The 23,893-nt window shown below is 40.1% G+C and carries 28 protein-coding genes; 9 read left to right on the top strand and 19 right to left on the bottom strand.

What is annotated here, in order from left to right; translation table 11 throughout:
• Window positions 1–6: 6 nt before the first annotated feature.
• Window positions 7–606: a LysE family translocator gene (locus CVT08_RS03595; RefSeq protein WP_107856685.1), complete on the bottom strand. Its 600-nt coding sequence runs from the start codon at window positions 604–606 to the stop codon at window positions 7–9.
• A 49-nt stretch (window positions 607–655) separates the two neighbouring features.
• Here CVT08_RS03595 and CVT08_RS03590 point away from each other — a divergent pair, with 49 nt between their 5' ends.
• Window positions 656–829 (top strand): hypothetical protein, encoded by a 174-nt coding sequence (locus CVT08_RS03590; RefSeq protein ID WP_159071001.1) that lies wholly within the window; start codon window positions 656–658, stop codon window positions 827–829.
• 65 nt (window positions 830–894) lie between these two features.
• Here the strand turns inward: CVT08_RS03590 and CVT08_RS03585 are convergent, their stop codons facing one another.
• From CVT08_RS03585 to CVT08_RS03565, 5 genes are all read right to left on the bottom strand, one after another.
• Window positions 895–1,386: a DUF1877 family protein gene (locus tag CVT08_RS03585; RefSeq protein WP_107856686.1), complete on the bottom strand. Its 492-nt coding sequence runs from the start codon at window positions 1,384–1,386 to the stop codon at window positions 895–897.
• A gap of 81 nt (window positions 1,387–1,467) precedes the next feature.
• Complete coding sequence (locus CVT08_RS03580) at window positions 1,468–2,484, bottom strand: type II asparaginase (protein ID WP_181001033.1); 1,017 nt, start codon at window positions 2,482–2,484, stop codon at window positions 1,468–1,470.
• 115 nt (window positions 2,485–2,599) lie between these two features.
• Window positions 2,600–2,935, bottom strand: a complete 336-nt coding sequence (locus CVT08_RS03575) for a branched-chain amino acid transporter permease (protein WP_107856687.1) — start codon at window positions 2,933–2,935, stop codon at window positions 2,600–2,602.
• The gene (locus CVT08_RS03570; protein WP_107856688.1) at window positions 2,932–3,594 is read right to left on the bottom strand and encodes an AzlC family ABC transporter permease; all 663 of its coding nucleotides are present in this window, start codon (window positions 3,592–3,594) and stop codon (window positions 2,932–2,934) included. Before CVT08_RS03570 ends, CVT08_RS03575 begins: the two co-directional genes overlap by 4 nt.
• A gap of 94 nt (window positions 3,595–3,688) precedes the next feature.
• Window positions 3,689–4,540, bottom strand: a complete 852-nt coding sequence (locus CVT08_RS03565; protein ID WP_107856689.1) for an MBL fold metallo-hydrolase — start codon at window positions 4,538–4,540, stop codon at window positions 3,689–3,691.
• A gap of 168 nt (window positions 4,541–4,708) precedes the next feature.
• On the opposite strand from CVT08_RS03565, the gene CVT08_RS03560 reads away from it, so the two are divergent.
• The 3 genes from CVT08_RS03560 (at window position 4,709) to CVT08_RS03550 (ending at window position 6,952) form a co-directional block, all read left to right on the top strand.
• Window positions 4,709–5,668 (top strand): tetratricopeptide repeat protein, encoded by a 960-nt coding sequence (locus CVT08_RS03560; protein ID WP_107856690.1) that lies wholly within the window; start codon window positions 4,709–4,711, stop codon window positions 5,666–5,668.
• 9 nt (window positions 5,669–5,677) lie between these two features.
• Window positions 5,678–6,118 (top strand): sel1 repeat family protein, encoded by a 441-nt coding sequence (locus CVT08_RS03555; RefSeq protein WP_107805631.1) that lies wholly within the window; start codon window positions 5,678–5,680, stop codon window positions 6,116–6,118.
• A 90-nt stretch (window positions 6,119–6,208) separates the two neighbouring features.
• Window positions 6,209–6,952, top strand: a complete 744-nt coding sequence (locus tag CVT08_RS03550) for a tetratricopeptide repeat protein (protein ID WP_107856691.1) — start codon at window positions 6,209–6,211, stop codon at window positions 6,950–6,952.
• A 121-nt stretch (window positions 6,953–7,073) separates the two neighbouring features.
• On the opposite strand, the gene flgG is transcribed toward CVT08_RS03550, so the two are convergent.
• Window positions 7,074–7,862, bottom strand: a complete 789-nt coding sequence (gene flgG, locus CVT08_RS03545) for a flagellar basal-body rod protein FlgG (protein ID WP_002942100.1) — start codon at window positions 7,860–7,862, stop codon at window positions 7,074–7,076.
• A gap of 15 nt (window positions 7,863–7,877) precedes the next feature.
• On the bottom strand, window positions 7,878–8,687 hold the full coding sequence (locus CVT08_RS03540) for a flagellar hook-basal body protein (protein WP_103620489.1): 810 nt from the start codon (window positions 8,685–8,687) through the stop codon (window positions 7,878–7,880).
• A 150-nt stretch (window positions 8,688–8,837) separates the two neighbouring features.
• Between CVT08_RS03540 and rpoD the strand changes: the two genes are divergently transcribed.
• The gene (gene rpoD / locus CVT08_RS03535; protein ID WP_107856692.1) at window positions 8,838–10,691 is read left to right on the top strand and encodes an RNA polymerase sigma factor RpoD; all 1,854 of its coding nucleotides are present in this window, start codon (window positions 8,838–8,840) and stop codon (window positions 10,689–10,691) included.
• Window positions 10,692–11,110: 419 nt separating this feature from the next.
• On the opposite strand, the gene CVT08_RS03530 is transcribed toward rpoD, so the two are convergent.
• From CVT08_RS03530 to CVT08_RS03500, 7 genes are all read right to left on the bottom strand, one after another.
• Window positions 11,111–11,866, bottom strand: a complete 756-nt coding sequence (locus CVT08_RS03530) for a flagellin (RefSeq protein WP_196381025.1) — start codon at window positions 11,864–11,866, stop codon at window positions 11,111–11,113.
• Window positions 11,867–12,005: 139 nt separating this feature from the next.
• On the bottom strand, window positions 12,006–13,298 hold the full coding sequence (gene hisD, locus CVT08_RS03525; RefSeq protein ID WP_107856694.1) for a histidinol dehydrogenase: 1,293 nt from the start codon (window positions 13,296–13,298) through the stop codon (window positions 12,006–12,008).
• Complete coding sequence (locus tag CVT08_RS03520) at window positions 13,295–14,146, bottom strand: pyridoxal-phosphate dependent enzyme (RefSeq protein WP_107856695.1); 852 nt, start codon at window positions 14,144–14,146, stop codon at window positions 13,295–13,297. The genes hisD and CVT08_RS03520 overlap by 4 nt, the downstream gene beginning before the upstream one ends.
• Window positions 14,139–15,230, bottom strand: coding sequence for an OmpA family protein (locus CVT08_RS03515; protein WP_103639389.1), 1,092 nt, complete (start codon window positions 15,228–15,230; stop codon window positions 14,139–14,141). The genes CVT08_RS03520 and CVT08_RS03515 overlap by 8 nt, the downstream gene beginning before the upstream one ends.
• Window positions 15,227–16,540, bottom strand: coding sequence for a MotA/TolQ/ExbB proton channel family protein (locus tag CVT08_RS03510; protein WP_107856696.1), 1,314 nt, complete (start codon window positions 16,538–16,540; stop codon window positions 15,227–15,229). The genes CVT08_RS03515 and CVT08_RS03510 overlap by 4 nt, the downstream gene beginning before the upstream one ends.
• 4 nt (window positions 16,541–16,544) lie before the next feature.
• Complete coding sequence (gene fbaA, locus CVT08_RS03505; protein WP_107856697.1) at window positions 16,545–17,609, bottom strand: class II fructose-bisphosphate aldolase; 1,065 nt, start codon at window positions 17,607–17,609, stop codon at window positions 16,545–16,547.
• Between the two features lie 15 nt (window positions 17,610–17,624).
• On the bottom strand, window positions 17,625–18,443 hold the full coding sequence (locus CVT08_RS03500; RefSeq protein ID WP_009294116.1) for a peptidylprolyl isomerase: 819 nt from the start codon (window positions 18,441–18,443) through the stop codon (window positions 17,625–17,627).
• Between the two features lie 94 nt (window positions 18,444–18,537).
• Here CVT08_RS03500 and nth point away from each other — a divergent pair, with 94 nt between their 5' ends.
• Window positions 18,538–19,170, top strand: coding sequence for an endonuclease III (gene nth / locus CVT08_RS03495; protein WP_107856698.1), 633 nt, complete (start codon window positions 18,538–18,540; stop codon window positions 19,168–19,170).
• Window positions 19,171–19,207: 37 nt separating this feature from the next.
• On the opposite strand, the gene CVT08_RS03490 is transcribed toward nth, so the two are convergent.
• Genes CVT08_RS03490 through CVT08_RS03475 form a run of 4 tightly spaced genes read right to left on the bottom strand, consistent with a single transcriptional unit; the run spans window position 19,208 to window position 22,163 of the window.
• The gene (locus tag CVT08_RS03490; RefSeq protein ID WP_107856699.1) at window positions 19,208–20,497 is read right to left on the bottom strand and encodes a M28 family peptidase; all 1,290 of its coding nucleotides are present in this window, start codon (window positions 20,495–20,497) and stop codon (window positions 19,208–19,210) included.
• A gap of 16 nt (window positions 20,498–20,513) precedes the next feature.
• On the bottom strand, window positions 20,514–20,771 hold the full coding sequence (locus tag CVT08_RS03485; protein WP_107856700.1) for a heavy-metal-associated domain-containing protein: 258 nt from the start codon (window positions 20,769–20,771) through the stop codon (window positions 20,514–20,516).
• Window positions 20,764–21,087 (bottom strand): hypothetical protein, encoded by a 324-nt coding sequence (locus tag CVT08_RS03480; RefSeq protein ID WP_021090140.1) that lies wholly within the window; start codon window positions 21,085–21,087, stop codon window positions 20,764–20,766. Before CVT08_RS03480 ends, CVT08_RS03485 begins: the two co-directional genes overlap by 8 nt.
• A complete protein-coding gene (locus CVT08_RS03475; protein WP_107856701.1) occupies window positions 21,084–22,163 on the bottom strand; it encodes a transglutaminase-like domain-containing protein in 1,080 nt (359 codons plus the stop codon). Before CVT08_RS03475 ends, CVT08_RS03480 begins: the two co-directional genes overlap by 4 nt.
• A gap of 91 nt (window positions 22,164–22,254) precedes the next feature.
• On the opposite strand from CVT08_RS03475, the gene CVT08_RS03470 reads away from it, so the two are divergent.
• Genes CVT08_RS03470 through CVT08_RS03460 form a run of 3 tightly spaced genes read left to right on the top strand, consistent with a single transcriptional unit; the run spans window position 22,255 to window position 23,841 of the window.
• Window positions 22,255–22,422 carry a hypothetical protein gene (locus CVT08_RS03470; protein WP_002942642.1) on the top strand — a complete coding sequence of 56 codons (168 nt, stop codon included), beginning with the start codon at window positions 22,255–22,257 and terminating at the stop codon, window positions 22,420–22,422.
• Between the two features lies 1 nt (window position 22,423).
• Window positions 22,424–23,293 (top strand): tRNA 5-methoxyuridine(34)/uridine 5-oxyacetic acid(34) synthase CmoB, encoded by an 870-nt coding sequence (cmoB, locus tag CVT08_RS03465; protein WP_107856702.1) that lies wholly within the window; start codon window positions 22,424–22,426, stop codon window positions 23,291–23,293.
• Window positions 23,294–23,301: 8 nt separating this feature from the next.
• Window positions 23,302–23,841, top strand: coding sequence for a thioesterase (locus CVT08_RS03460; RefSeq protein WP_107856703.1), 540 nt, complete (start codon window positions 23,302–23,304; stop codon window positions 23,839–23,841).
• Window positions 23,842–23,893: the final 52 nt, after the last annotated feature.

Raw genomic sequence — 23,893 nt, 5'->3', positions numbered from 1 at the left:
TCTCCTTTATCTAAATAGTAAAAGCACGCCGATCGTGCAGACTATGACGGCGGTGCAAATTTCAAGTAGTCTTAGGTGCGTTTGTAAAAATTTCTTTAGCATAGCTCCGCCAAGTGCGTAGATATTTAGCGATAAAAACTCGATGAAAACAAGTGTTACGGCGATAACGCACATGCGAACTAGGCTAAATGGGGCGTCTTTGTCTAAAAATGTAGGCAACAAGGCTGATAAAAATATCCACGCCTTTGGGTTTGAGGCGCTAACGATGAAGCCATTTATAAACATCTGCTTTTTGCTTGGCAAATTTGAGACATTTGTGATGCTAAGCTCGCCCTTGCCAAAAAAGAGCATAGCGCCAAGATAGAGCATATAAAGGCCTGCGATGATATTTAGCGCCTTAAATGCGTACTCAAAATGATGCAGCACCGCGCCTACACCCAGCATACAGCTAAACGAGACAAAAGCGATCGCCAAAAGCTGCCCAGCCATCACGAAAAATGAGTGTTTGTATCCAAGACTCATGCCAACGCTCATCGCATAAGTCATGTTGATACCTGGCATCATCGAGATCGGAAAAATCGTGATAAAAAAGAGCAAGAAATTCATGAAGCGCCTTAAAAATTTAGTGAAATGCTAAATCAAAATCTATAAATTTATGATAAAAGAGCGCTTTATTAGTAAATTTAGCCTGCTTTTGGACGTGAGAAATTTGGCTTTTGGTGCTAGACATATAAAATTTAATAAATTTAGTGCAAAAACAAGGGCGATTTTGTGTGTATTTCACAGCCTAGATGGCAAATTTATCTTTTGCCACGTAGGCACTCTATAAATTTATTTGCCACAAAAGCTAGCTAAATTTAAACCACAAAATAGCCACACTAAAAATTTAGAAATTTAGGCTATTACTATCAGCACGCCAAGCCCATTGCTAGCGGCATTTTGATAAAAATTTAAAACCCCGGCAAAATGCTCTTTTAAACTCGCTTTTATATCTTCAAATTCGCTCTGCCGCCCAAAAATATCAGGATATGTCTTTGAACTAGCAAATTCTTTTAAATTTATCTTTGCCAAAAGTGCGTTGATATCAACATTTTTCAACGCCTCAGCCACCTCTTTTACATCCGAAGCGTTAGCATAAGAGATCATCTCGCTTAGCTCTTCGTTTAGCGCACTATGCCCAAAAATAGCCCAGCTAAAAGGCTCATTTGAGCTAAAAATATCGCCAGCATTAAGCCTCTCCTGAAAATTTGTGCCAATTAGCATCTTACACATCGCGTCCCACATCTTGTCCATGTCGTATTCGTCCAAAAGTTCGCCGCCACCGCCATTTTTGATCATCTCTATATCATCTTGCGAGTAGGCATAGTAGTGCGCGCTAATACCCATTTTAGAGCCTTAAATTTAATGTGAATTTGAGAAAAGAGAGGGCGGAGCTATAAATTTAATAGTTCCGCACAAAATTAAATTTTAATGAGTTAAGAAAAACTCTTGAATTTTAGCCTTATCGCTTGTTTTTGTAAGAGCAAGCATCAAAAGTACTCTAGCTTTTTGAGCGTTTAGGTTGTCGCTTGTTAAAAAGCCGTATTTTGCGTCATCAACTTCGCCATTCATAGTTGTCTCGCCGCTTCCCACACGTGAGTCACGAACTACCACTACGCCAGCTTTTGAAGCCTCACCAAGAGCCTCTAACACGCTAAAGTAAGGGTTGCCGTTGCCTAGACCAGCGCTAATTATACCTTTTGCGCCGTTTTTGACAGCTACATTTACAAAGTCAGGGTTGTCATTTGCGTGAGAGTAGATGATATCAACTCTTGGAAGCTCTTTTACGCCAGTTAGGTCAAAAGCTGAGCTTGCTGTGTGTTTTCTGATTGGGTTCATATAGTATTTTACGTTGCCATAAAAGACTGTGCCGATCTTGCCGCTATTTGGTGATTTAAATGTATCAACGCCTGTTGTGTTAGTTTTTGTCACCTCTCTGCCAGCGTGAATTTCGTCATTCATAGTAACTACAACGCCCTTGCCTACGCTATCTTTGCTGATAGCTACATTTACAGCGTTAAATAAATTTAGTGGGCCGTCTGCGCTTAGTGAGCCGCTATTTCTCATCGCACCTACAAGCACAACTGGCTTGTCGCTTTTAACGACTAAATTTAAGAAGTAAGCTGTCTCTTCCATAGTGTCTGTGCCGTGAGTAACGACGATACCATCAGCTTTGCCGCTATTTAGAAGCTCGTTGATCCTATTTGCAAGCTTAAGCCAAACTTCGTTGTTCATATCTTGTGAGCCGATATTTGAAATTTGCTCGCCTTTTATGGTAGCGATCTTGTTGATATCTGGCACGGCTGCTATTAGTTTATCGACCGTAACAGTTCCAGAAGTATAGCTTGAATCAAGCGAACCTGAGCCGCTTCCTGCTATCGTTCCACCAGTAGCTAGGATGTAGATGGTTGGCTTTGCAACCGCTAAAGTAGCACCTAAAATCATGAGTAACACCGCCTTAAAGATTAAACGCATTTTAACTCCTTTGCATTAAAATTTGCTAGAACATTATAACGTCATATATTTAAAAAAATTATTAATTTTTTAAATTTATATTTATTTAAAAAATTCTTATCAAAAGCATATAAATTCCAGTTGAAATGACTATGCTAAGAAGGGCATTTTTAAACTTTAAATGCACCAAAACAGCCGTAAAAACCGCCACTATCTCGCTTAAGCCATATGGAAACTCGCTAAATTTCGTATCTTTTAACCCATAGCAGACCAAAACGACCATTATCATCATACCCATATGCTTTTCTATGGCGTCTAAATAAGGATTTGGCTTATAGTTTCTTAATGCATAAAATGGCGTCGCTCTCGTTATAAAAGTAGCCAAGGCACTTAAAAGCACCGCCACAAAAAGCACCATCTCGCTTGAACTTACACTTATCAAATTTTATCCTTAAACAAAAGTAAAAATATAAAACAAAGCGCCATCGAGCCAACAAGCACAAATTTAGCTGGAAATAGGCTCATTCCAAGCACGCCAAAAAAGACCGCCGCAAAGAGCACGCGGTAGTTTTTATCATTTTTAAACATCTCAATGACGACCACTATAAAAAGCGAGGTGAGGCTAAACTCAAGCCCCTTTGTATCGGCCTTTATAAGATCACCAAGTATCGCTCCAAATAGCGTTCCAGCCGCCCAGTAAGACCAAGCAAGTAAATTTAGCCAGGTAAAGATAAAACTTCGCTCACTTGCATCTTTTAGCCCTAAATTTTTAAATATCGCAAAGGTCTCATCTGTTAGTAGCGCGATGTTTAAAAGCCTAAATTTGATCCCGCTATACTCTTTTAAAAGCGAAATTCCATAAAAAGTGTGGCGCAAATTTACAAGGTAGCTCACGATAAAGACCTCAACATAGCTCGTGCCGACGCTAAAGAGCGAGAGCATCATAAACTGCGCTGCGCCACCGTATGCTAGCGTGCTAAGTGCCACAGCGATAAATGCGCTCACTCCCATGCTTTTTGCCAGCACGCCAAAAGCGACACCAAGCGGAAAATAGCCCATAAAGATAGGAATAGATAGTTTAAAAACATAGTTAAATGTCAAATTTTTACCTTAATAAAAGCCAAGATGTTAGCAAAAATTTAAAAATTTTAGGATAAAGGCTAGAAATTCTAGCCTTGCAGGGTAAAATTTGAGATTAAAATTTGATGATCTCGCCGTCATCTGGGATAGTGATCTTGCTCTCTATGCCTTCTTTTTTAACAAATTCACGAAGATCCTTACGGCTTACACTTGTGTGATTTACGGCATCCATATGCACTGCGATGATAGTCGCGCCATTAAGCACTTTTGCAGCGTGAGCTACGTCGGCTTTGCCCATTATGATACCGTTGTCAGGAAATGCTAGCACACGAGCGTCGCCCGTATTCATCACGACTACACTAGGATTAAATTTGTTTAGAGCCTTATTTACGTCCGCAGTCCAAAGCGTATCGCCCATGACGTAAAGCGTTTTGTGCCCCTTTGCTTCAAACACGACGCCCATCGCATCGCCCAAAATAGCACCAAGCTGCTTATTTTCATACATCTCTGCTGTGCCATGAGCGCCGCCTGCTTTATATAGTTTCACTCCTTTAAATTCAGCCGATTCGTCTAGCACTCTTACGTCTTTAAAGCCTTGCTTTTTGATTAGCGCCGCATCATCGTTATGCTGAGCAAAGATAACGATATTTTTAGGTAAAATTTCAGCCGCGACCTCATCCCAGTGATCAGGATGCGTGTGCGTAACGATGATCGCATCGACGCCCTTATACACCTCTTTTGCATCCATAGGAAGTTCTATCAAAGGATTTCTAAGGTGTGAGTTTAGCGTCCCCTCAAAGCCAGGATATTTACCCTTTGGTGCAAGATACGGGTCGAGCAAAAAGTTCACTCCCGCATAGTTTATCTTTGCGGTAGCGTTTCTGATATGTTGAAAGCTGTCTTGTGCGTTTGCCACGCCAAAGCCCAAAAATAGGGCGACTAAAAATAAAATTTTGTTTATTTTCATTATTTCTCCTTGTAAAATTTACTAACTAAAAATACCAAAAAAAGCTAAGAATATATTTAAAAGAGTTAAATTTAAAGAATAGATTTTGTTCTTATAAATTTAATGACCTTTTCGCATTTTAAAACTAAATTTTATAAAATAACAACAAAATTTATAAAGAAAATTTCTATGAAAAAGATAGTTTTACTAATATTTTTAACACTAAATTTAATAGCTTTAACAACAAATCCAAATATCAAAATCCCTCAAGCAAATAGCTGCAACATCGAGGATAACTGCATTGATTTTAGCCGCAGATACAGCGATGATGAGTATAAAAGGCTATTTGGAGTTTATAAAAGTGAATGCGAGGTTAAAAATTTAGACGCATGCATCTATCTGGCTGAGTTTTATAAAAATGGGCTTGGCGTAAAAAAAGACGTGACAAAATCACTAGAAATTCTTAACAAAGCTTGCGATGAAAATAACAAATTTGCCTGTCACAACCTTGGTGTTGAGTATCAAGAGATGAAAGATCACAAAATGGCTTTAGAAGCTTTTAAAAAAGGCTGCGATCTAGCTTTTATACAAAGCTGTTTTAACGTCGCAGTTTTATATAATAACGGCGGCGGCGTAAAAAGGGACTACAAAAAGGCTGCTAAAATTTACAAAGAAGTTTGCGAGCAAAATTTCTATGAAGGATGCTACAACCTGGCAGTTTTATACCACAACACGCCAGGCGTAAAGCGCGACTACAAAGAAGCGGTAAAGCTTTACAAAAAGGCTTGTGATAACAACTTTAGCATATCTTGCTACAACATAGCGAGCTTATATCAAGAGCAAAAAGAGTATGAAAAGGCCAGTAAGCTCTATTTTAAAGCTTGCAAGCTTGACTTTGCCGATGCTTGTAATAACCTAGCCAGCCTTTACGACGACGCTCTTGGCGTAGAAAAAGATGATGAAGTGGCGTTTAGATACTACAACAAAGCGTGCAGGCTAGATAGCGCAAGTGGGTGCAAACATCTTGCATACTTTTACTATCATGGCATAGGGATAAAAAAGGATAAAAAGCTGTCAAAAAAAGAGCTTAAAAAAGCTTGCAAACTAGGCCTTAAAGAGGCTTGCGAGATAGTTAGAGATTTTCACTAAAGAGCGTTTATGAAAAAGCTAATTTTTTCTTTATCTCTCTTTTTGCTTCTAAATGCAGAAAATTTAGACGAGATGTGCCAAAGCGAGGGTGAGGTAAGAGCAAATTTAACGAGCTGTTACAAGGCTGCTACAAAATTTTATAACTCTTCAAGCGATGATAAAGATTTCAAAAAGCTACAAAAGATATTTTTACTAGCTTGCGAAAATGATATGAAAGAGGGTTGCTACAGCGCTGCACTCATCTATCTAAATAGCTACAACGATGTTAGTAGTGAGCTTAATCAAACTATCATATTAAATAGATACGCTAGATTTTTAAACTACGCGCTTTTAGATAACGGCAAAAAAGAGGATAAAACGACTGCCAAAAGCTACTTTCAAAGATCATGCGAGCTAGGCTTTAAAAAGGGCTGCGATATGAGAAATTTATTAGATAAGCTTGGGTATTAAATTTCACATCCTAAACGATAATGAGAATATATTTACTATAAATTTAGACCTTTTTATCTAAACTTATTTAAATTTTTAAAAAGGCAGGCAATGAAAAAGATCGTTTTACTTTTATCTTCTACAGCTCTTTTGTGGAGTGCAAATTTAGACCAAAAAGCGCTTGAGACAAAGTGCGAAAAGGCTGATACCGCAAGCTGCTACGAGCTTGGAGCTATCTATCAAGAGAGCAAAAACTACCAAAAAGCGGGCGAGTTTTACAAAAAAGCTTGCGAGCTAAAACACGCAGGCGCTTGCAGTAGCATGGGCGTGCTTTATGACATGGACTACATAAAAGATGTAAATAACAAAAATGCAGCCAAATTTTACCAAAAGGGCTGCGAGCTAAACGACGGCTTTGGCTGCGCAAGGCTCGGCTTTGTCTATACTCTTGATAAAAACTATCAAAAGTCAAAAGAGCTATTTTTAAGAGCTTGCGAGCTAAAAGATGGCGACGGATACTACGGACGTGGGCTTTTATACTATGACGGAAATGGCGTAGAGCGAGACGCCAAAAAGGCAAAAGAGCTCTTTGAAAAGAGCTGCGATCTTGGTCATGCTGCTGGCTGCAACAGCCTTGGCATGATGCTTCATAGCGGAAAATACGTAGAAAAAGATCAAAAAAGAGCTAGCAAACTCTTCACAAAAGCTTGCGAAATGGACTTTGGCGATGGTTGCCACAACCTTGGGGTTATCTATTTTGAAGCAAAAGGCGATAAAAATTTAGCCAAAAAATACTTTGGCAAGTCCTGCGAGCTAGGCAACGACGAAGACTGCCAAATTTACAATGGCCTATAAATTTAATGCACCTGCCCTTTTGGACCCTTGCCCTTTGGGGTCTTATGTGAAAAGTAAAAAACATCAAGCGTAAAAGCAACGAGTATAAGTCCAACAATAGCCAAAGTCGCGTCCATATCACCTACCTTTTAAGTCCATTTACTATCTCTAACATCGAATCGCTCGTAGTTATCGCCTTTGAGTTCGCCTCGTATGCGCGCTGACCAGTGATAAGATCAGTCATCTCTTCAACAAGCTGCACGTTACTCATCTCGACAAAGCCCTGTCTAATGGTGCCAAGCCCGTCAAGGCCTGCTACACCTACTACCACGTCGCCGCTAGCGCTTGTTTGAAGGTAGTTGTTATCACCCATCGAGTGAAGACCGGCTGGGTTTATGAAATTTGCCAGCTCGATCTGACCTATCTGAGCCATGTCGGTTTCACCAGCCTGCAAAACTGAGACGGTGCCATCTGTACCTATTGAAATTTGTGTCGCATTTGCAGGGACTGTGATCTGAGGGATGAGCTGGTAGCCGTCGCTATTTACGATCGTGCCGTTTGCGTCAAGCTTAAATGCGCCATTCCTAGTGTAAGCTGTCGTGCCATCAGGGAGTTGAATTTGAAAAAAGCCGTTGCCAGCTATGACCATATCTAGGTTGTTGCTAGTCTCTTTAAAATAGCCCTGAGAGAAAATTTTATTTATCGCTGTTGGGCGCACGCCAAGACCTACTTCGATGCCTGTCGGGCTTGTGGTAGTTTGGCTCGTAGCCGTGCCTGCATACTCCATGACTTGATACATAAGATCGGCAAATTCGGCTCTATTTTTCTTATATCCATAGGTATTTACGTTTGCGATGTTGTGTGAGGTTACGTCTATCTGCGTCTGCTCGGCGATCATGCCAGTGGCCGCAGTGTAAAGTGATCTCATCATAGTTTTATCCTTTTATTAAGCTTTTAGGGCTAGTTTTTGAACAGCATCTTGGTTAAGGTCAGTCATGTGGCTTGTCATAACCTTTTGATACATATCAACTAAGCGCTGGGTTTCTATTAGACCCACCATTTCTAAGACTGGATTTACATTTGACATCTGAGCGTATCCTTGCATCACGCTATCAGCCTCGTCAAGCTCGGTTATATCGTCAAAATTTCTACTCTCAAAGAGATTGTCGCCGACCTTTTTTAGATCCCTTATCTCTCTTGGCTGAGCGATGTAAAATTTAGAAAATTGATTGTTATTTGAGTATAAATTTCCATTTTTATCAACGGTTAGCACCTCGCCTTGTGGCACTTGGATGCCTCTTTGACCAGGATTTTGCGCCTCATAGCCACTTGGCAGCACCCTATAACCCTCTTTTGTGACGATATATCCGTCGCCGTCAAGGCTAAAAGAGCCATTTTTGCTTAGTTTTACGCCATTTGGAGTATCAACTAAGAAAAAAGCATCGTCTCTTTTTATCGCAAAGTCAAGCGTGTTTGAGCTGTATTTAAAGCCACCAGCGCTAAAATCAGTGTACTCTTCGCTCACTTGTGGCACGCGATCAAGCGTTCTGTTTAGAAATTTAGCTCCGTCTTTTGTGTGATTTTTAAGCGGAAGCTCATCTTGCGTCTCTTTAAAAATTCTCGCAAAGTCGCCGATGACTACGTCGTTTCGCTTGTAGCCGATCGTATTTACATTTGCAAGGTTGTTTGAGATGACATTTAGTCTATTAAACTGCGTTACCATGCCAGCAGTGGCTTGATAATAACCATTTTGCATAAATTTTCCTAATCAAAATTTGATTTTTTAGAATTACTAAGCAATCATCGTTCCAACTTTCTTTTTATACACTTTTAAAAAATTTTGGGTATAATCCACTTTCTTTTAACCAACACTTAAATCACAATGATACGATTTGAAAGGAAATTTATGAGTGCCGCAAAAGACTCTTTTTCTCAGGTAGAAGAGCTTTTTGTTGAAAATGCAAAAGGCTTTTTGACATACGAAAAATTAGTAAAATTATTAGACAAAGCTCCGACGGCTACGATAGTAAAAAAGATAGAACAACTAGCAAAAACAAACAAAGTCCAGCTCATCACATCTGCTGAAGCTGCAAAGCTTAGAAATTTAGCTGATGCTAAAAAACGTCAAGAAAATGCTCAAAAAAGCGACCAAGATATCGACGAGGATCTCGATCTTTCAGGCGAAAGCGACCTTTTAGAGTGGTCAAGATCAGATAGTCCAGTAAGAATGTACCTACGAGAGATGGGTCAGATCGCGCTTCTTACAAAAGAAGAAGAGGTCGAGATCAGCAAGAGGATCGAGCTTGGCGAAGATATCATCATCGACGCATTTTGCTCGGTGCCGTTTTTGATCGATTTCATACTTGATTACAAAGAGCCGCTTATCAACAGAGAGCGCCGTGTAAAAGAGCTTTTTAAAAGCTTTGAGGATGAGAGCGAAAATGAAAATGAAGAGAGCGAAGAGGATATAGACGAAGAGGATGAGGATAACGAAGAGAACGAAACTCCTAAGAAATCAGCCAAAAACGACAAGCGTGCAGAAAAAGTTATAGAAAGCTTTAAAGCCCTTGAAAAGGCTAAAAAAGAGTGGCTAAAGACCGCAAATAAGCAAGATAAAGTTGAAAGCGACGACACAGCTTCAAAGATGACGCTTGCATTTAAAAAGAAAATTTTAAAAGAGAAGCTGATGGACCTTGGTCCAACAAGCAAGCTAATCAGTGAGATCGTAAAATCAATGGAGACGGCTCTTAAAAGCGACGATGAATTTGATAGAGAGCTAAAACGCTTGGAGTATCGCTTGCCGATGTTTAGCGACGAGCTAAAGAAAAATCACAAAAGCATCTTAAAAGATATCATCAAACTTAGCAAAGAGGAGATCGCGGCTCGCGTGCCAGAGGCTACGATGGTCTCAACCTACGTCGAGATCAAAAAGCTTTTTACTACAAAAGAGGCAAGCAAACAGGGCTTTGACCTTGAGCCAGCAAGACTAAAAGAGATTTTAGAGCAGATCAAACGCGGAAAGAAAATTTCAGACGAAGCAAAAGCTAGAATGGCTAAGTCAAACCTCCGTCTAGTCGTAAGTATCGCAAAACGTTATACAAACAGGGGCTTGCCATTTCTTGATCTCATCCAGGAGGGCAACATCGGCCTTATGAAGGCGGTTGATAAATTTGAGTATAGAAAAGGCTATAAATTTTCAACCTACGCCACATGGTGGATCCGCCAGGCTATCTCGCGCGCGATCGCCGATCAGGCAAGGACGATTAGGATACCTATCCACATGATAGAGACGATCAATCGTATCAACAAAATCAACCGCAAATACCTCCAAGAAGAGGGAAAAGAGCCTGACGTAAGTGTCATCGCAAAAGAGGTCGGACTAAGCGTTGATAAAGTAAAACAAGTGATCAAGATCACAAAAGAGCCTATCAGCCTTGAAGCTCCGATCGCAAACGAAGAAGACGGTAAATTTGGAGATTTTGTTGAAGACAAAACTTCGCTATCACCGATAGATCAAATTTTAAAAAGTGACCTTAGAGAGCAGATCGACGATGTGCTTTCGCAGCTAAATGAGCGCGAAAAGGCGGTTATTTCGATGAGATTTGGTCTGCTTGAAGATGAGAGCGACCGCACGCTTGAAGAGATCGGCAAGGCACTAAACGTCACTCGTGAGCGCGTCCGCCAGATAGAAAGCTCGGCTATTAAAAAACTAAAACACCCAAAAGTTGGTAGAAAACTTAAAAACTACATCGAGGGCTAACAAGCCCTACCCTTTTGGGCATCTGCACCCAAATTCTTTAAATTTCTAAAATCAAATTTATATACTAGCCTATAATTATGTTATTTTTACATTCAAAGCACCAAAAAAGAAAAGCAAAAAATTTAATGCTTTTGTATGCTTTGCCCTGCCTTGGTGTATATACCCTTGTTTAGACAGCTTTTATTTGGAAAATTTATTAGCATCTATACCAAAAATTATTTTAAACATTACATACAACTCTCATCTTAAAGCATAATTAACTCAACCTTCGCTTTGAGGGTACACTTGCTATAAAATTTCAATCAAATTCCAAAAACAATAACCAAAGAAGCATAAAATTTTAATTTACAAATATATTTTATAAGTTAAAAAAAATAGAAATAAAAAAAGAGTTTTACCGGCCAAAGACCGGTAAAAATTTATTCGCCTAGAAGTTTATCTAGTTTTGCAGCCAAGCTCGTAGTATCGTGAGCTTTAGCCAAAGAGGCAGCATGTAGCTTTAAATTTGCTTGTAAATTTTCTTCCAAGCTTTTTGCGATGTCGCTACTATCAAGGTTTTCTACGCTATTAGCATTTGCTACGCTTCTAGCAGCTAGAGCGTTCATACCCTTAAACACAGCATTTTGTGTCGAGCCGATCTCTGAGCGAAGTGAATTTATGTTTTTCAAAATATCGCCAGAATTTGAGCCATCCTCTTTAATATTTAAAAAAGCATTTGTGCTTAAATTTATATTTTTTGTGCCCTCGCCTGTGAAAAAGCCAAGCTCGGCGTCAAAAACGTTTTTACCGTTAAATTTAGCCTCTTTTACGCTGTCGCTCATCGCATTTTTTAGCGCATTTATCTCGCCTTTTATGCCCTTTTGCTCGTTAGCTGAAAGAGCTGGGTTTGAAAGCTTGCTTGATAGCTCACCGATCTTATCCGCGCTCTCGCTTAAATTTAAAAGCGTTGAGTCGGCGATCTGAAGCATACCGATCATATCGTTTGCATTTGCCATGCCCTCATTTAGGACATTTGTTTGCGAAAGTAAGCTCTCTGCGATTTGCAAATTTGCACCTGATGCTTTGATCTCGCTATTTGCAGAGATGGCGTTTAGCGCCTTTTTCTCGCTATTTTTAGCTTGATCTAAATAATAGTTTCCTGAAGCCTGGTTTGCAGTATAAGTTCCTAACTTCATATCAACTCCTTTTTTAGTAGTTTTGTGATGGATTTTACTATAAATTTCATAAAAAGTTGCAAAAATATTTCTTAAAGCAAAAAATATTTTTAAAAAGATTTTAGAAAATTTTAAATTTTCTAAAATCAAATTTCATTTTTTAATCCTCTAACCTCACGGCGATTGATCTTTTATGAGCTGTTAGCCCTTCGGCTTCGGCTAGCTGCATGCATGGTTTGCCAAGATGCATTATGCCTTTTCTGCTAACTGAGATGATAGAGCTTCGCTTCATGAAATTTTCAACTCCAAGCGGCGAGTAAAATCTCGCACTTCCGCCAGTTGGCAGGGTGTGATTTGGTCCAGCGATGTAGTCGCCCATCGCTTCAGGCGTGAAGTGTCCAAAAAATATCGCTCCAGCGTGTTTTACCTCGTCCATATAGCTCAAAGAGTCGTTTGTAGCGATCTCTAGGTGCTCCACAGCAAGCTCATTCATCAGTTTAAAACACTCTTGCAAGTCTTTTGCGACGATTATAGCGGCTTTATTTCTCATGCTAGCACTAGCGATAGGCTCACGTTTTAGAGTTTTTAGCTCGTCCTCTATGTGTCTTTGCACTGCCCTTGCAAAGGCCTCCACTGGCGTTATCAAAAAGGCACTTGCGATCTCGTCGTGCTCGGCTTGTGAGAGTAGATCGATCGCTATATGGCGAGGGTCCGCACTATCATCAGCGATCACGCCTATCTCGCTTGGACCTGCGATCATATCGATATTTACGTCGCCATAAACTAGCTTTTTAGCAGTCGCTACGTAGATGTTGCCAGGTCCTGTGATGACATCGACCTTTGGCACGGTTGCTGTGCCGTAAGCCATCGCTGCGATCGCGCTTGCACCGCCTATTTTAAAGGCTGTTTTGATGCCACATAGATGCATCGCTGCAAGAAGCAGAGGATTTACCTTGCCGCCTGGCGCTGGGGTGCAAACTACGATCTCTTTTACGCCAGCTACGATTGCTGGGATAGCATTCATGAGAAGCGAGCTAGGATATGCAGCCTTGCCACCTGGGATATAAAGGCCAGCGCGATCAACTGGGGTGTATTTTGCGCCAAGTAAGATGTCATGCTCGTCCTTATAGGTCCAGTCGCTTGGCTTTGTGCGCTCGTGATAGCTTTTTATCCTGTCGTGGGCTAAATTTAGAGCCACTCTTAGGGCATTATCTAGCGAGTTGTAGGCCGCTTCCATCTCTTTTACGTCGATTATTATGTCGTTTTTGCCTGTGACATTAAATTTATCAAATTTAGCTATCTGAGTAAAAAGCGCGCTATCGCCATCTTTTCTTATCTCGTCTATGATACCTGTAACCACTGGCATCACGGCACTCATATCATTGTCACTTCGCCTAACAAGCTGCGAAAATTTACTCTCAAAGTCAGCGTCGCTGCTGTGTAAAAACTTCATTTATGATCCTTTATTTTTAGTTTTCTCTCATATCTTTGCTTTTGTGTAATGTTACCCAAAATTCCGCCCTGGTGGATATATAAAATTTCGCTCCCAAGCTTATCTAAATTTGCAAAAAGCGTCATAAAGCCCACTGAGTCGTAAATAAGCTCAAACTCCACGCCACTTTTGCACACTTCAAGCCAAATTTCATAAAGCTCTTTGTATAAATTTCCAAAATGATACTTCTTTGGGGGATTTAAAATTTGCACTTTGCTATCTTTATCTAGCTCGTAAATTTGCTTTTTTAGATAGTCGCTATCCCCTACGCAAGGGGCTGTAAAGACCCTAAGATCGGTGTGCTTTGCTAGGTAGCATGCGCTTGTGCCAGTGCCTGATGGCAAGAAAATGTCAGGCCTTATGTCACTTTTTTTGCTCCACTCATTTATCTCATTTGCCTGCGTGATAAAGCCAAGCTCAGCCTCACTTTGCGCTACGCCCTCGTTTATAAAGAGCGCGTTTTTACTCTTTGCTAGCTCTTTAGCAAATTTCTCACGCTCCTCTTTTACAAAAATTTCCATGCCATTTTCAAGTGCAAATTTGAAATTTCCAACTGGATCTTGCTCTAAATTTGAGCTAAGATGAGAGACGACATAGTAAAATTTAAGCCCTTTTAGCTTGGCAAAAAGGCTCAGGCTATACATGGCATTTGACTGGCTTGAGCCGTGAGATACGATGGCATCAAAGCCGCTTAGATCAGCCTTTAAAAAATACTCTAGCTTTCTTGCTTTGTTGCCGTTAAACTCACCAAGCAGATCGTCCCTTAAAAGCCAAAATTCTCGCTCTCTTAAGCGAATTTTATCAATCACCCTTAAACTCCAAAAATTTCTCTATCTCGTTGATAGCCTCTTTGTTTGAGAGTGAAAATTTGATCTCTATGCGCCTTGAAGCGTCCTTGTCCTCGGCTCCGTCTTTAAAAACTAGCTCGTTGTAGCTTCTGCCACTTGCGACAAGCAGCTTTCTAAGGCGTGCATCGTCACTAAATGAGTTTATAAACTCCATCACCGCGTAGGCTCTTTTTTGCGAAAGCTCTAGGTTGTAAATGTAGCTTCCGTCGCTATCTGTAAAGCCTTCTATGACGATCTGATCGATGTTTGAGGCAATCTCTTTATCATTTAAAAGCACGTCAAAATACTTACTAAGCGTGGCCTTTAGCTCCTCTTTGACCTCTTCTTTTAAGACCGCACTACCCTTATCAAAAAGCACTGAGGAGCTAAGCTTTAGCGCGCCCGAGTTTGGATCGATCTCGATGCTTGATCCTAGCCTATCTTTTAAGGCGGAGATCACTTTTACTCTTATGCCAGTTAGGTTTTTGACCCTGTCACGAGTAACGTTTAGATCCCTTAAAAGCTCGTCATATCTAGCCTCTTTTTTGCTTACTTGCTCGAGTAAAAAGGCGATCTTGGCTAAATTTTTCTCGCTACTTGCATTTGCATCGCTAAGCGCTCTATCTTTTGATGAAATTTCATCATTTAGCACGATCATCTTTTGGTTTAGATCAAAAATGCTAGCATTTAGCTCTTTTATGCTCGCATTTGCGTCCTTGTTTTCATCTATGAGCTGGGCTAATTTTTCTTTTAAAGCGTCTATTTGGATGACAAAAATTTCATTTGATTTTTTTAAATTTATGTTTTCGTCGCTTATCTTTGAAAGCTCGCTTTTTAGGGCGTCATTTAGCTCTTCAAGGGTGAAATTCTTGCCCTGAGCGTCTTTTAAATTTGCTAGTGCTGCGATGATAGCTTGCTCTTTATTTTCAAGAGTGTTTTGAGTTAGGACGTATTTTACGACGACAGCGCCGATTAGCAGCATAAAAACAAAGAGCAGACCCGCCATCAAGTCTGCGTACGAAACCCAAAAGCTCGATTGATCCTCGTTATTTTTGTCTATTTTCATTGCACTAGATTTTCGATTTTTTCTATTACAGAATTTGCTTCTTTATCGATCTCGTCTATGTTCTTCTTAAGCTCAGCAATGAGGCTCTCGCGCTCTTTTTCACGCTCCAAGCTCCTACCCTCTTGCTCGTAGGCTGCCTTAAATATCGTTGCACTCTCCACTAGCGAGGTTCTAAATGCCTTTAGTGCCTCGTTTTGCTCTTTCATCAAAGAGAGAGAAAATTCTTTTAAAATGGCATCAAAACTCTTGATAGTCTGCTCGAATTTAAGCTGGCTCTCTTTTGTAGCGTTTAAATTTCTACTAAAAATTTCGCCAAGCTTTGCATGCTCGGTTAAAATTTTAACCTCCATATCTTTAAAGGCATTAGAAAACGCGCCAACTGCCTTTAATATATCGGAGTGGATTTTTACAAATTCATCTTGTTTTAGCCCAGATTCATTTAGCATTTTTAAACTTGCGCTAAGCTCTGCCTTGCTTTGATTGATGATATTTTTTTCAACCTCGCAAAGCTCTTTTAGGCTGTTAAATTTCTCATTTACTTGCTCGTTTAAATTTCTTACAAATTTATCGTCAAGCACCATTTTAAAGGCGTCGTGACTATCTTTAAAGTAGCCTACACTTGCTTTCATGAAATTTGCATTTAGCTCATTTTCCTGCCAGAAAAACTCTCGGCTTAGCTCTTTTTGCTCGCTGTAAAATCTCTCAAATTTACTAATGCCAATCTTTTCAAAAAACATCCACCAAAGTGCTAAAAATATGCCGTATATCGATACATAAAACGCCGTAGCCACGCCGTTTAGCAGTATAGCGATCTCTTTTTCTAGGCCATTTGCGGTGCTTGAGCTAAAGCTTGGCATCGAGATAGCGATACTGATAAATGTGCCCAAAATTCCAAGCATAGGAAAGACTGCTTGTCCGATGTTTGCTAGGTTGTCATTTCTAAAATTTCTTGTATAGCTCTCGAAAAAGTCTTCAAATTTAGCGTTTGCCTTTTTGACGCTTGAAATTTCAAAAAGGTGAGCGATGATAAATTCTTTTAGCCTTATCTTGTAGTCTTTGGCATTTGCTAAGAAATTTGAGTAAGCTACCAAAGCACTGTGACGAGAAAATATAAAAGCGACAAAAAGTATAACGCCCATCATCACGATGGTGTGAAGCTTCATCTGAAAATTTATAACGCCAAGATACGCTAGTATCGCCAAGATGTAGATAGCTAAAGGGATAAAGATAACTTTAAAAAAGACAAAGAAAGAGTGAGCTTGGTGCTCTTTTGGCACGCTTAGCTCACTAAAATCATTTTGATTTTGCATAGGATTAGTTCCTATTTAGGCAGTTTAAGTCGCTAAAAGCAGTCTGAAGACGCTTAACCATGCTCTCCTCACCACTTCTTAGCCATTTCCTTGGATCGTAGTATTTTTTATTTGGCTTATCCTCACCCTCTGGATTGCCGATCTGCCCTTGCAAGTACGCTCTATTTTTAGCCTCATACTCGCGCACGCCGTCCCAAAATGCCCACTGCGTATCGGTATCGATGTTCATCTTGATAACGCCATAGCTTACAGCATTTTTGATATCTTTTAGCTCACTGCCGCTACCGCCGTGAAATACAAAATTTACTGGCTTGTCGCTTTCTGTGTTAAATTTCTTAGCGACATGGGCTTGTGAGTTTTTAAGAATTTCTGGTCTTAGCACGACATTGCCTGGTTTATAGACGCCATGGACGTTGCCAAAACTAGCTGCGATACTAAATTTATCGCTTATCTTGCTTAGTCTTTCATAAGCAAGCGCGACGTCCTCTGGCTGAGTGTAAAGAAGCGCGTTATCAACGCTTGTGTTATCTACGCCATCTTCTTCGCCACCAGTGACGCCAAGCTCGATTTCTAGGCTGATACCAAGCTCGCTAAGCTCTTTTAGGTACTTCTCGCATGTGCTTAAATTTTCGTTGATATTCTCTTCGCTAAGATCAAGCATGTGAGAGCTAAAAAGTGGCACGCCGTGAGTTTTTTTATACTCATGACTTGCTTTTACTAGCTCATCTATCCAAGGCAAAAGCTTTCTAGCGGCATGGTCAGTGTGTAAAATGACTGGCACACCGTAAGCCTTGGCAAGTAGATGAACGTGCTTTGCTCCAGCGATCGCACCAAGAACGGCTGCGTTTTCGCAGGCTTTACCAGCGTAAAAACCTGCACCGCCATTACTAAACTGAACGATAACAGGCGAGTTAGCAACCTTTGCCGCTTCTAAAACAGCATTTACTGAGTCGCTGCCTACGACATTTACAGCAGGTATTGCAAAACCTTGCTCTTTGGCATAAGCATAAAGTTTTGTTACATCATCTCCGCTTAAAACACCAGGTTTTACGATATCTAAAACGCCCATTTTATCCTCCAAATTTTATTTGTATTCTATCTTTGCTTTTTGGCGTAGAGCTTCACTTTTTTGTCTAACAGCAGCTTGGAATTTCTCCATTTTTACAGCTTGTTCGATCTCTGGTTTTGCTTGCTCAAAGCTTACAGTACCAGCAGCTTTGCCATCTTCTTTTAAGATAACATGGTAGCCAAACTGAGTTTTAACTGGCTTAGTTGAAACTGTGCCATTAGCCATTGAAAATGCTGCGTCTGCAAAAGGTTTTACCATTTGGCTTTGACCAAACCAGCCAAGCTCGCCACCGTGTGCTGCTGAGCCTTTGTCGATTGATTTTTGGCTTGCTAGCTCTGCAAATTTCTTAGTTAGCGCCTCGCCTTTTAAATTTTTAAGTTGAGCGATGATGTCGTTTGCTGTTTTTTCATCTTCAACTAAGATATGTCTTGCTCTTGCTTGAGCTGGTTGGTTCATGCTAGCTTTGTTTTTGTTATAAAAATCTCTTAAATCGCTATCGCTTACTTTTATACCGTCAAATAGTTTTCTCATATAAAGCTCAACTGCGATGCCCTCTTGTGCAGCTTTTACTGCCTTGATGTAATCAACATCTTTTTCAATGCCTGTCGCTTTTGCGTCTTTTAAAAGAAGTTTTCTGTTGATTAGATCGTCGATTATACGTTTTTTCTCATTTGGTTGAAGCTTGCTAGCGTCAAATCCTGGCATAGCCGCTGATAAAAGTGCTGAGATATCGCTATCGTTTATAGCATCGCCATCTACTGTTGCAACTACTGCTGCGTTTAGAGTGACAGCTGCAGCTAAACTTAAAACTGCTGGAAACAAAAATTTTTTCATATAAATCCTTTAAAAAATTGATTTTATGGGCAAAATTATATCAAATAATGCGGTAACTTTTCGTTTAACTTGTAATTTTAGGTAAAATAGCCAGATGAGAACAAAAAAAGATATTTTAGAGATAAAAAGAAGACTTTTGGACGAGTTTAAGGACGCAAAAAGCGAGCTTAAATTTAGAAATTTATATGAGCTACTTGTTTGTGTCATGCTCTCAGCTCAGTGCACCGACAAAAGGGTAAATTTGATCACCCCTACTCTATTTGAGGCATATAAAGATGTTTTTGAGCTAGCTAGCGCAAATTTAGCCAGTTTAAAACTGATGATAAACTCATGCAGCTTTTTTAACAACAAAGCCGTAAATTTAATCAAGATGGCAAACAGCGTAGTTGAGCTCTATAACGGAGAAATTCCACTTGATGAAGAGAAGCTAAAAGCGCTTGCTGGAGTTGGGCAAAAGACCGCTCACGTCGTGCTTTTAGAGGCCACAAACGCAAATGTAATGGCTGTTGATACGCATGTTTTTAGAGTATCACATAGACTTGGCTTAAGCAGTGCAAAGACGCCAGAAGCGACCGAAGATGATCTAAGCCGCGCCTTTAAAACCGACCTTGGCAAGCTTCATCAAGGCATGGTTCTTTTTGGGCGCTACACCTGCAAGGCTAAAAAACCGCTTTGCCATGAGTGTATATTAAGTGATCTTTGTAAGAGCAAGGACAAGGTGATATAGAAAAATTTGCTAGAAATTTCTAGCAAATTTTACTTTTTTATGAGTTATATTTTTTAACGATACCGCGAACGACTTTTTCTATAAAAAGCGCAGAGGCTACTTCGCAGTGCTCTCTAGTAGAGTGCGGTGAGTAGATGTTTGGTCCTATTGAACATGCACTAAGACCTGCTTTTTTTTCTAAAAGCACTCCACATTCAAGTCCAGCATGCACAGCTGTTATCCTAGCTTCTGGCTTATAAATTTTAAGCTCTTCTAAGATATCGTTTGCAAATTTATCATTTATAGGTTTCCAAGCTGGGTTTCTGTCTTTTGAAATAACATGAAAGCCAACTGCTTTTGCAAGCTCAGAAATTTCAAATTCCATCCTATTTAGGCCATCTTTACTCATAGATCTTGCAAAAAACTCCACTTCAAGTGTGCCATCATCTTTGATCTTTGCCAAAGAGAGATTTACGCTATCTTGCGGTATGCCTAGCTCGCAGTTGTAGGCTCTTACACCTTGTGAAAATGAGTTTATTAAAGCTAAAATTTTCTCGCCATTTTCTAAAATTTCATCTCCCGTGCCAAGCTTTTTCACGCTTAAATTTTCACATTCGCTCTTTAGCTCTTTATCACTTAAAACCAGTGCAGTTGCGCCGCTTGGGATAGAGTTGCTTCGCTCGCCACCTTCAAATTTAACAAGCTTGCAGCCATTTTTAGTCACAAATGTAGCCAAAACCTTGATCGCATTTGGGATATTTTTATGTATCTCGTTGCCAGAGTGTCCGCCAGGTAGGCCGCTCACTTTTACTTCGTAAAGCGTGCTCTCTTTTGTTTTTTTACTATCTAGCGCGATAGTAGCAAACAAATTTACACCGCCAGCGCAGCCGATAGTTACGCGGTCATCCTCTTCGCTGTCTAAATTTAGAAGTTTGTCTGATTTTAACTCGCCATTAAAACCAGCAGCTCCGACCATGCCGACCTCTTCGTTGTTTGTAAAGAGGCACTCAATGTCATCAAATTCACTTATCATCTGCATCATTATAGCTACGCCTATGCCGTTATCTGCGCCTAAAGATGAGTTTTTAGCTCTCATATAGCCATCAACGCCATAAACTATCTCTATCTTTGGCGCATCGCCCATGCAGACCATATCGTAGTGGCTCTGCAAGCAAATTTTTGGTTTGCCTTTAAATGCATGAACGTTGCCAAAGCTATCGACCACGACCTCACAGCCCTTGTCTTTTGCATAGCTAGCCAGAAAATCACGCATCTTATCAGTATCGTAACTGCAGTGCGGTATCGTCGCAAGTGTCTCAAATTTCGTTAGAATTTCACTCTTTGACATATTTGCCTCCATAAATTTATTTTATCTCACCCTTATAGCCAGTCGCATCGACCGCTTTTAAAAGCTCTTTTTCATCGACCTTGTCATCTGCTACAACAACAGCTTTTCGCTCTTTTAGCGACACGTCTGCCTTTTTTACGCCCTCAACACTAAGTGCGGCCTTTCTTACTATCGCCGTGCAAAGCGGACAGTGCATGCTGGGTACTGAAATCTCTATCGTTTTCTCAGCATAGCAACTAAGTAGAAGAAGGGCTAAAACTAAAATTTTACGCATAAATTTCTCCTAAAAGCTCCGGATATGTAAGGAGTAAAAGCAAAATCACTCCAAAAAGTATATATATAAGTATCCATTTTTTCTTTTTATAGCTTAGGTTGCAGCTTTTTGGCTTGTAAAACAGAGCGATACCTGAGATCACAAAGCAAATGACTGCCACGACGCTTAAAGGGACGCGGTACTCGTATAAATTTTGTGTCCAAGATAGAAATGAAAAAGAAGTGCCAAAAAGCAAGAAAAGAAGTGCCGGCAAGCAGCACAAGGTAGCGCCGATAGCACTACCTATGGATGTTAGTATCAGCCAAAAGGCTCTCATTTTAGCTCTGTTGAGACGTAGTCGTAGCTAAATTCTTTTGGCGAATAGTAGTTTTGCGTGTTGCCATCAACCTCAGCGTATGGATAGCCAAAGTTATTTAGCGGTGTTTGCTCTGGAGTTGGCTTTAAGATAAAGTCACGTCCGTAGTTAAAGCCTATCCAGCACATCTCCCAGTTGCCAAAGCAATAGTCCCTAACAGCTACGATTTTAGCGTCGTCGTTTGTAAGCTTTTCACCAAGTCTTACCTTTGTAACATCAGCTGGATCAACCGGTATCCAACCATAGCCTTTTAGGTAAAACTCAGCCCTGCAGTGCTGTCCGCCTGAAATTTTAGCCACGCCATCTTTTGCGCTACCCATCTGGTCTGAAAATCTAGACTGACCAACCCTGATACCAAAGATCTCTCTTGCTGGGATGCCAACTGATCTGCAAAGTCCCACAAAAACTGAGTTTATGTCGGTGCATTTACCAACTAGTTTGCCACTTTCTAGGATCGCTCTAACATCGCCAGTACCACATCCAAGGACGCTGTTATCACGCTGCATAGTGTTTGCAACCCACGTATAGATCGCTTTTGCGCGCTCCAAATCGCCCTTTAAATTTCCAACGATCTCAAGCGCTTTTGCCCTTACGACGCCATCTGTTGGGATGTGTGAAGTTGGTTTTAAAAACTCCAAAACAGCAGGATCGACCTTCTCATTTGGATCGAAATTTACCTTACTAAAGTCGGTGTTGCGCTCTGTTGTTTGGATCTTAAACTGGATATTTAAAATAGGTCTTTGCTCATTTTCTTCAAATTCGCCATACATTGTTGGTATTAGCGTGTCTGAGATATAGACGTTTTTAGCGGTTGTGTTTATGACGTAGTCTTGGGTTAGTTGCTGATAAGTGGTGCTTAGTGGGAGCGGCAGCCAAATTCTTGAGCTTTTGCCCTTTTCAAGCAGCTGGTGTTTGAAATTTACGTCGAAATTTCTAACTACTGGGTTTGCTGGCTCGTCGTTAGCTAGAGTGACACTTGGAAGCAGACTTGCTGCACCTAAAAAACTACTGAATTTAAAAAAATCTCTTCTTTGCATAAAATACCTTTTGCTTAATCTTAGCCAAACTTGGCTCTAAAACTGCCTGCTATTCTAGCATAAAATTTTTATTTATGATAAAATCCGCCACATGAAAAAGATTATATTTTTAGGCTTTATAGCACTATTTTGCAACGGTTGTCTTTATATGAATGAGCGTGGAGTTTCGACTCAATATTATAATGATTGTAAAGAGTATTATGACGCGACTGGCACCTACCAAAAAGAGTGTCCGCATAACATCGTAGACTGGAAATAGCGTGGATCTTAGCAAATTTAACGAGCAGCAAAAGCAAATTTATAATAGGATAGAAAATTTAGCAAATTTTTATTGCGAATTTAGCCTCTCTGACAGCGTAAATGTCAAATTTAAAAATTTAGACCAAGCTAAAAAAGATGAAATTTACAACCTCGCCCTTAGTCTAAAGCCTTGGCGAAAAGGGCCATTTTTACTTGATGATATATATATAGATAGCGAGTGGCAAAGCTTTGTTAAATTTAATATCTTAGCTCCTCATCTAAATTTAGCTGGCAAGTGCGTGGCTGACGTGGGTTGTAACAATGGATATTATATGTTTAAGATGCTTGAGTACGGCCCAAAAAGTATAACTGGCTTTGACCCTAGCGTGCATACATATTTGCAGTTTAAGTTTTTAAATAAATTTATCCGCTCAAATATCAACTATGAGCTTCTTGGGGTAGAGAGCTTGCCAGAATACGCAGCGAAATTTGACACCATTTTTTGCCTTGGTGTCATCTACCATAGAAGCGATCCTATAAAGATGCTAAAAGAGCTAAAAACCGCGCTAAATCCAGGCGGCGAGCTATTTTTAGATACGATGTATATAGATATGGCGGGCGACTTTGCACTTACGCCAAAAGATAGATACTCCAAAATTCCAAATATCTACTTTGTGCCAACGCTTAGCGCGCTTCAAAACTGGTGTGAGAGGGCTAAATTTAAGGATTTTACCCTGCTTGATACAAAGGCAACTGATCTAAACGAACAGCGAAAAACACAGTGGATAGACGGAGAGAGTCTTGGAAATTTCCTAGACCCAGATGACAACACAAAGACCATCGAGGGCTATCCAGCCCCAAAAAGAGCCTATGTAAGAGTTAAAATTTAAGGATAAATATGGCAGATGAAAATATTTTTGAAGCAAAAGACGAGTCGCAAATAATCCTCCCAGAGGACGAAAACCCGCTAAGAAACGAGATAAAAACAGCACCTTTAACAAAGCTAAATTTTAGTGGAACGGCATTTTTACTTGAGAAAAATCACGCAAAAACTAGATTTTTTACCACGACTGACATGGTAAGCGACGCAGAAGGTCTTATACATAGCGGTTTTGTCTTTATGGGAGCAAACTATGCGGCACTTTTAGCAGTAAATGAAGAATTTTGCGTTAGCATCGGCGCTAGGATAAATTTCTATGGACCGCTCAAACTTGGCGACATAGTAGAATTTGACGCGCGTGCAAGGTTTGAAGAGAGCAGAAAAAAAGAAGTCAAGGTAGTTGGACACGTTAAAGAGGTGAAAATTTTTGAAGGGACATTTCAGCTAGTGACGCTTGAAGAGCATATCTTTGTCACCCAGCAAAAAAATATCCAAAAAGAAGCCGCCATAAGACAAAAGAGAGAGCGCGAAGAGGCGCAGGCCAAAAACAACGGCTAAATTTAACTGATGAGATATAATTTTCTCATCTTTTAACTTCAAATAAACTCAA

The organism is Campylobacter concisus, from assembly GCF_003048835.2.
Taxonomy (GTDB): Bacteria; Campylobacterota; Campylobacteria; order Campylobacterales; family Campylobacteraceae; genus Campylobacter_A; species Campylobacter_A concisus_D.
The sequence above is the reverse complement of the archived record's forward strand: the minus strand, read 5'-3'. Positions and strand labels throughout refer to the sequence as shown.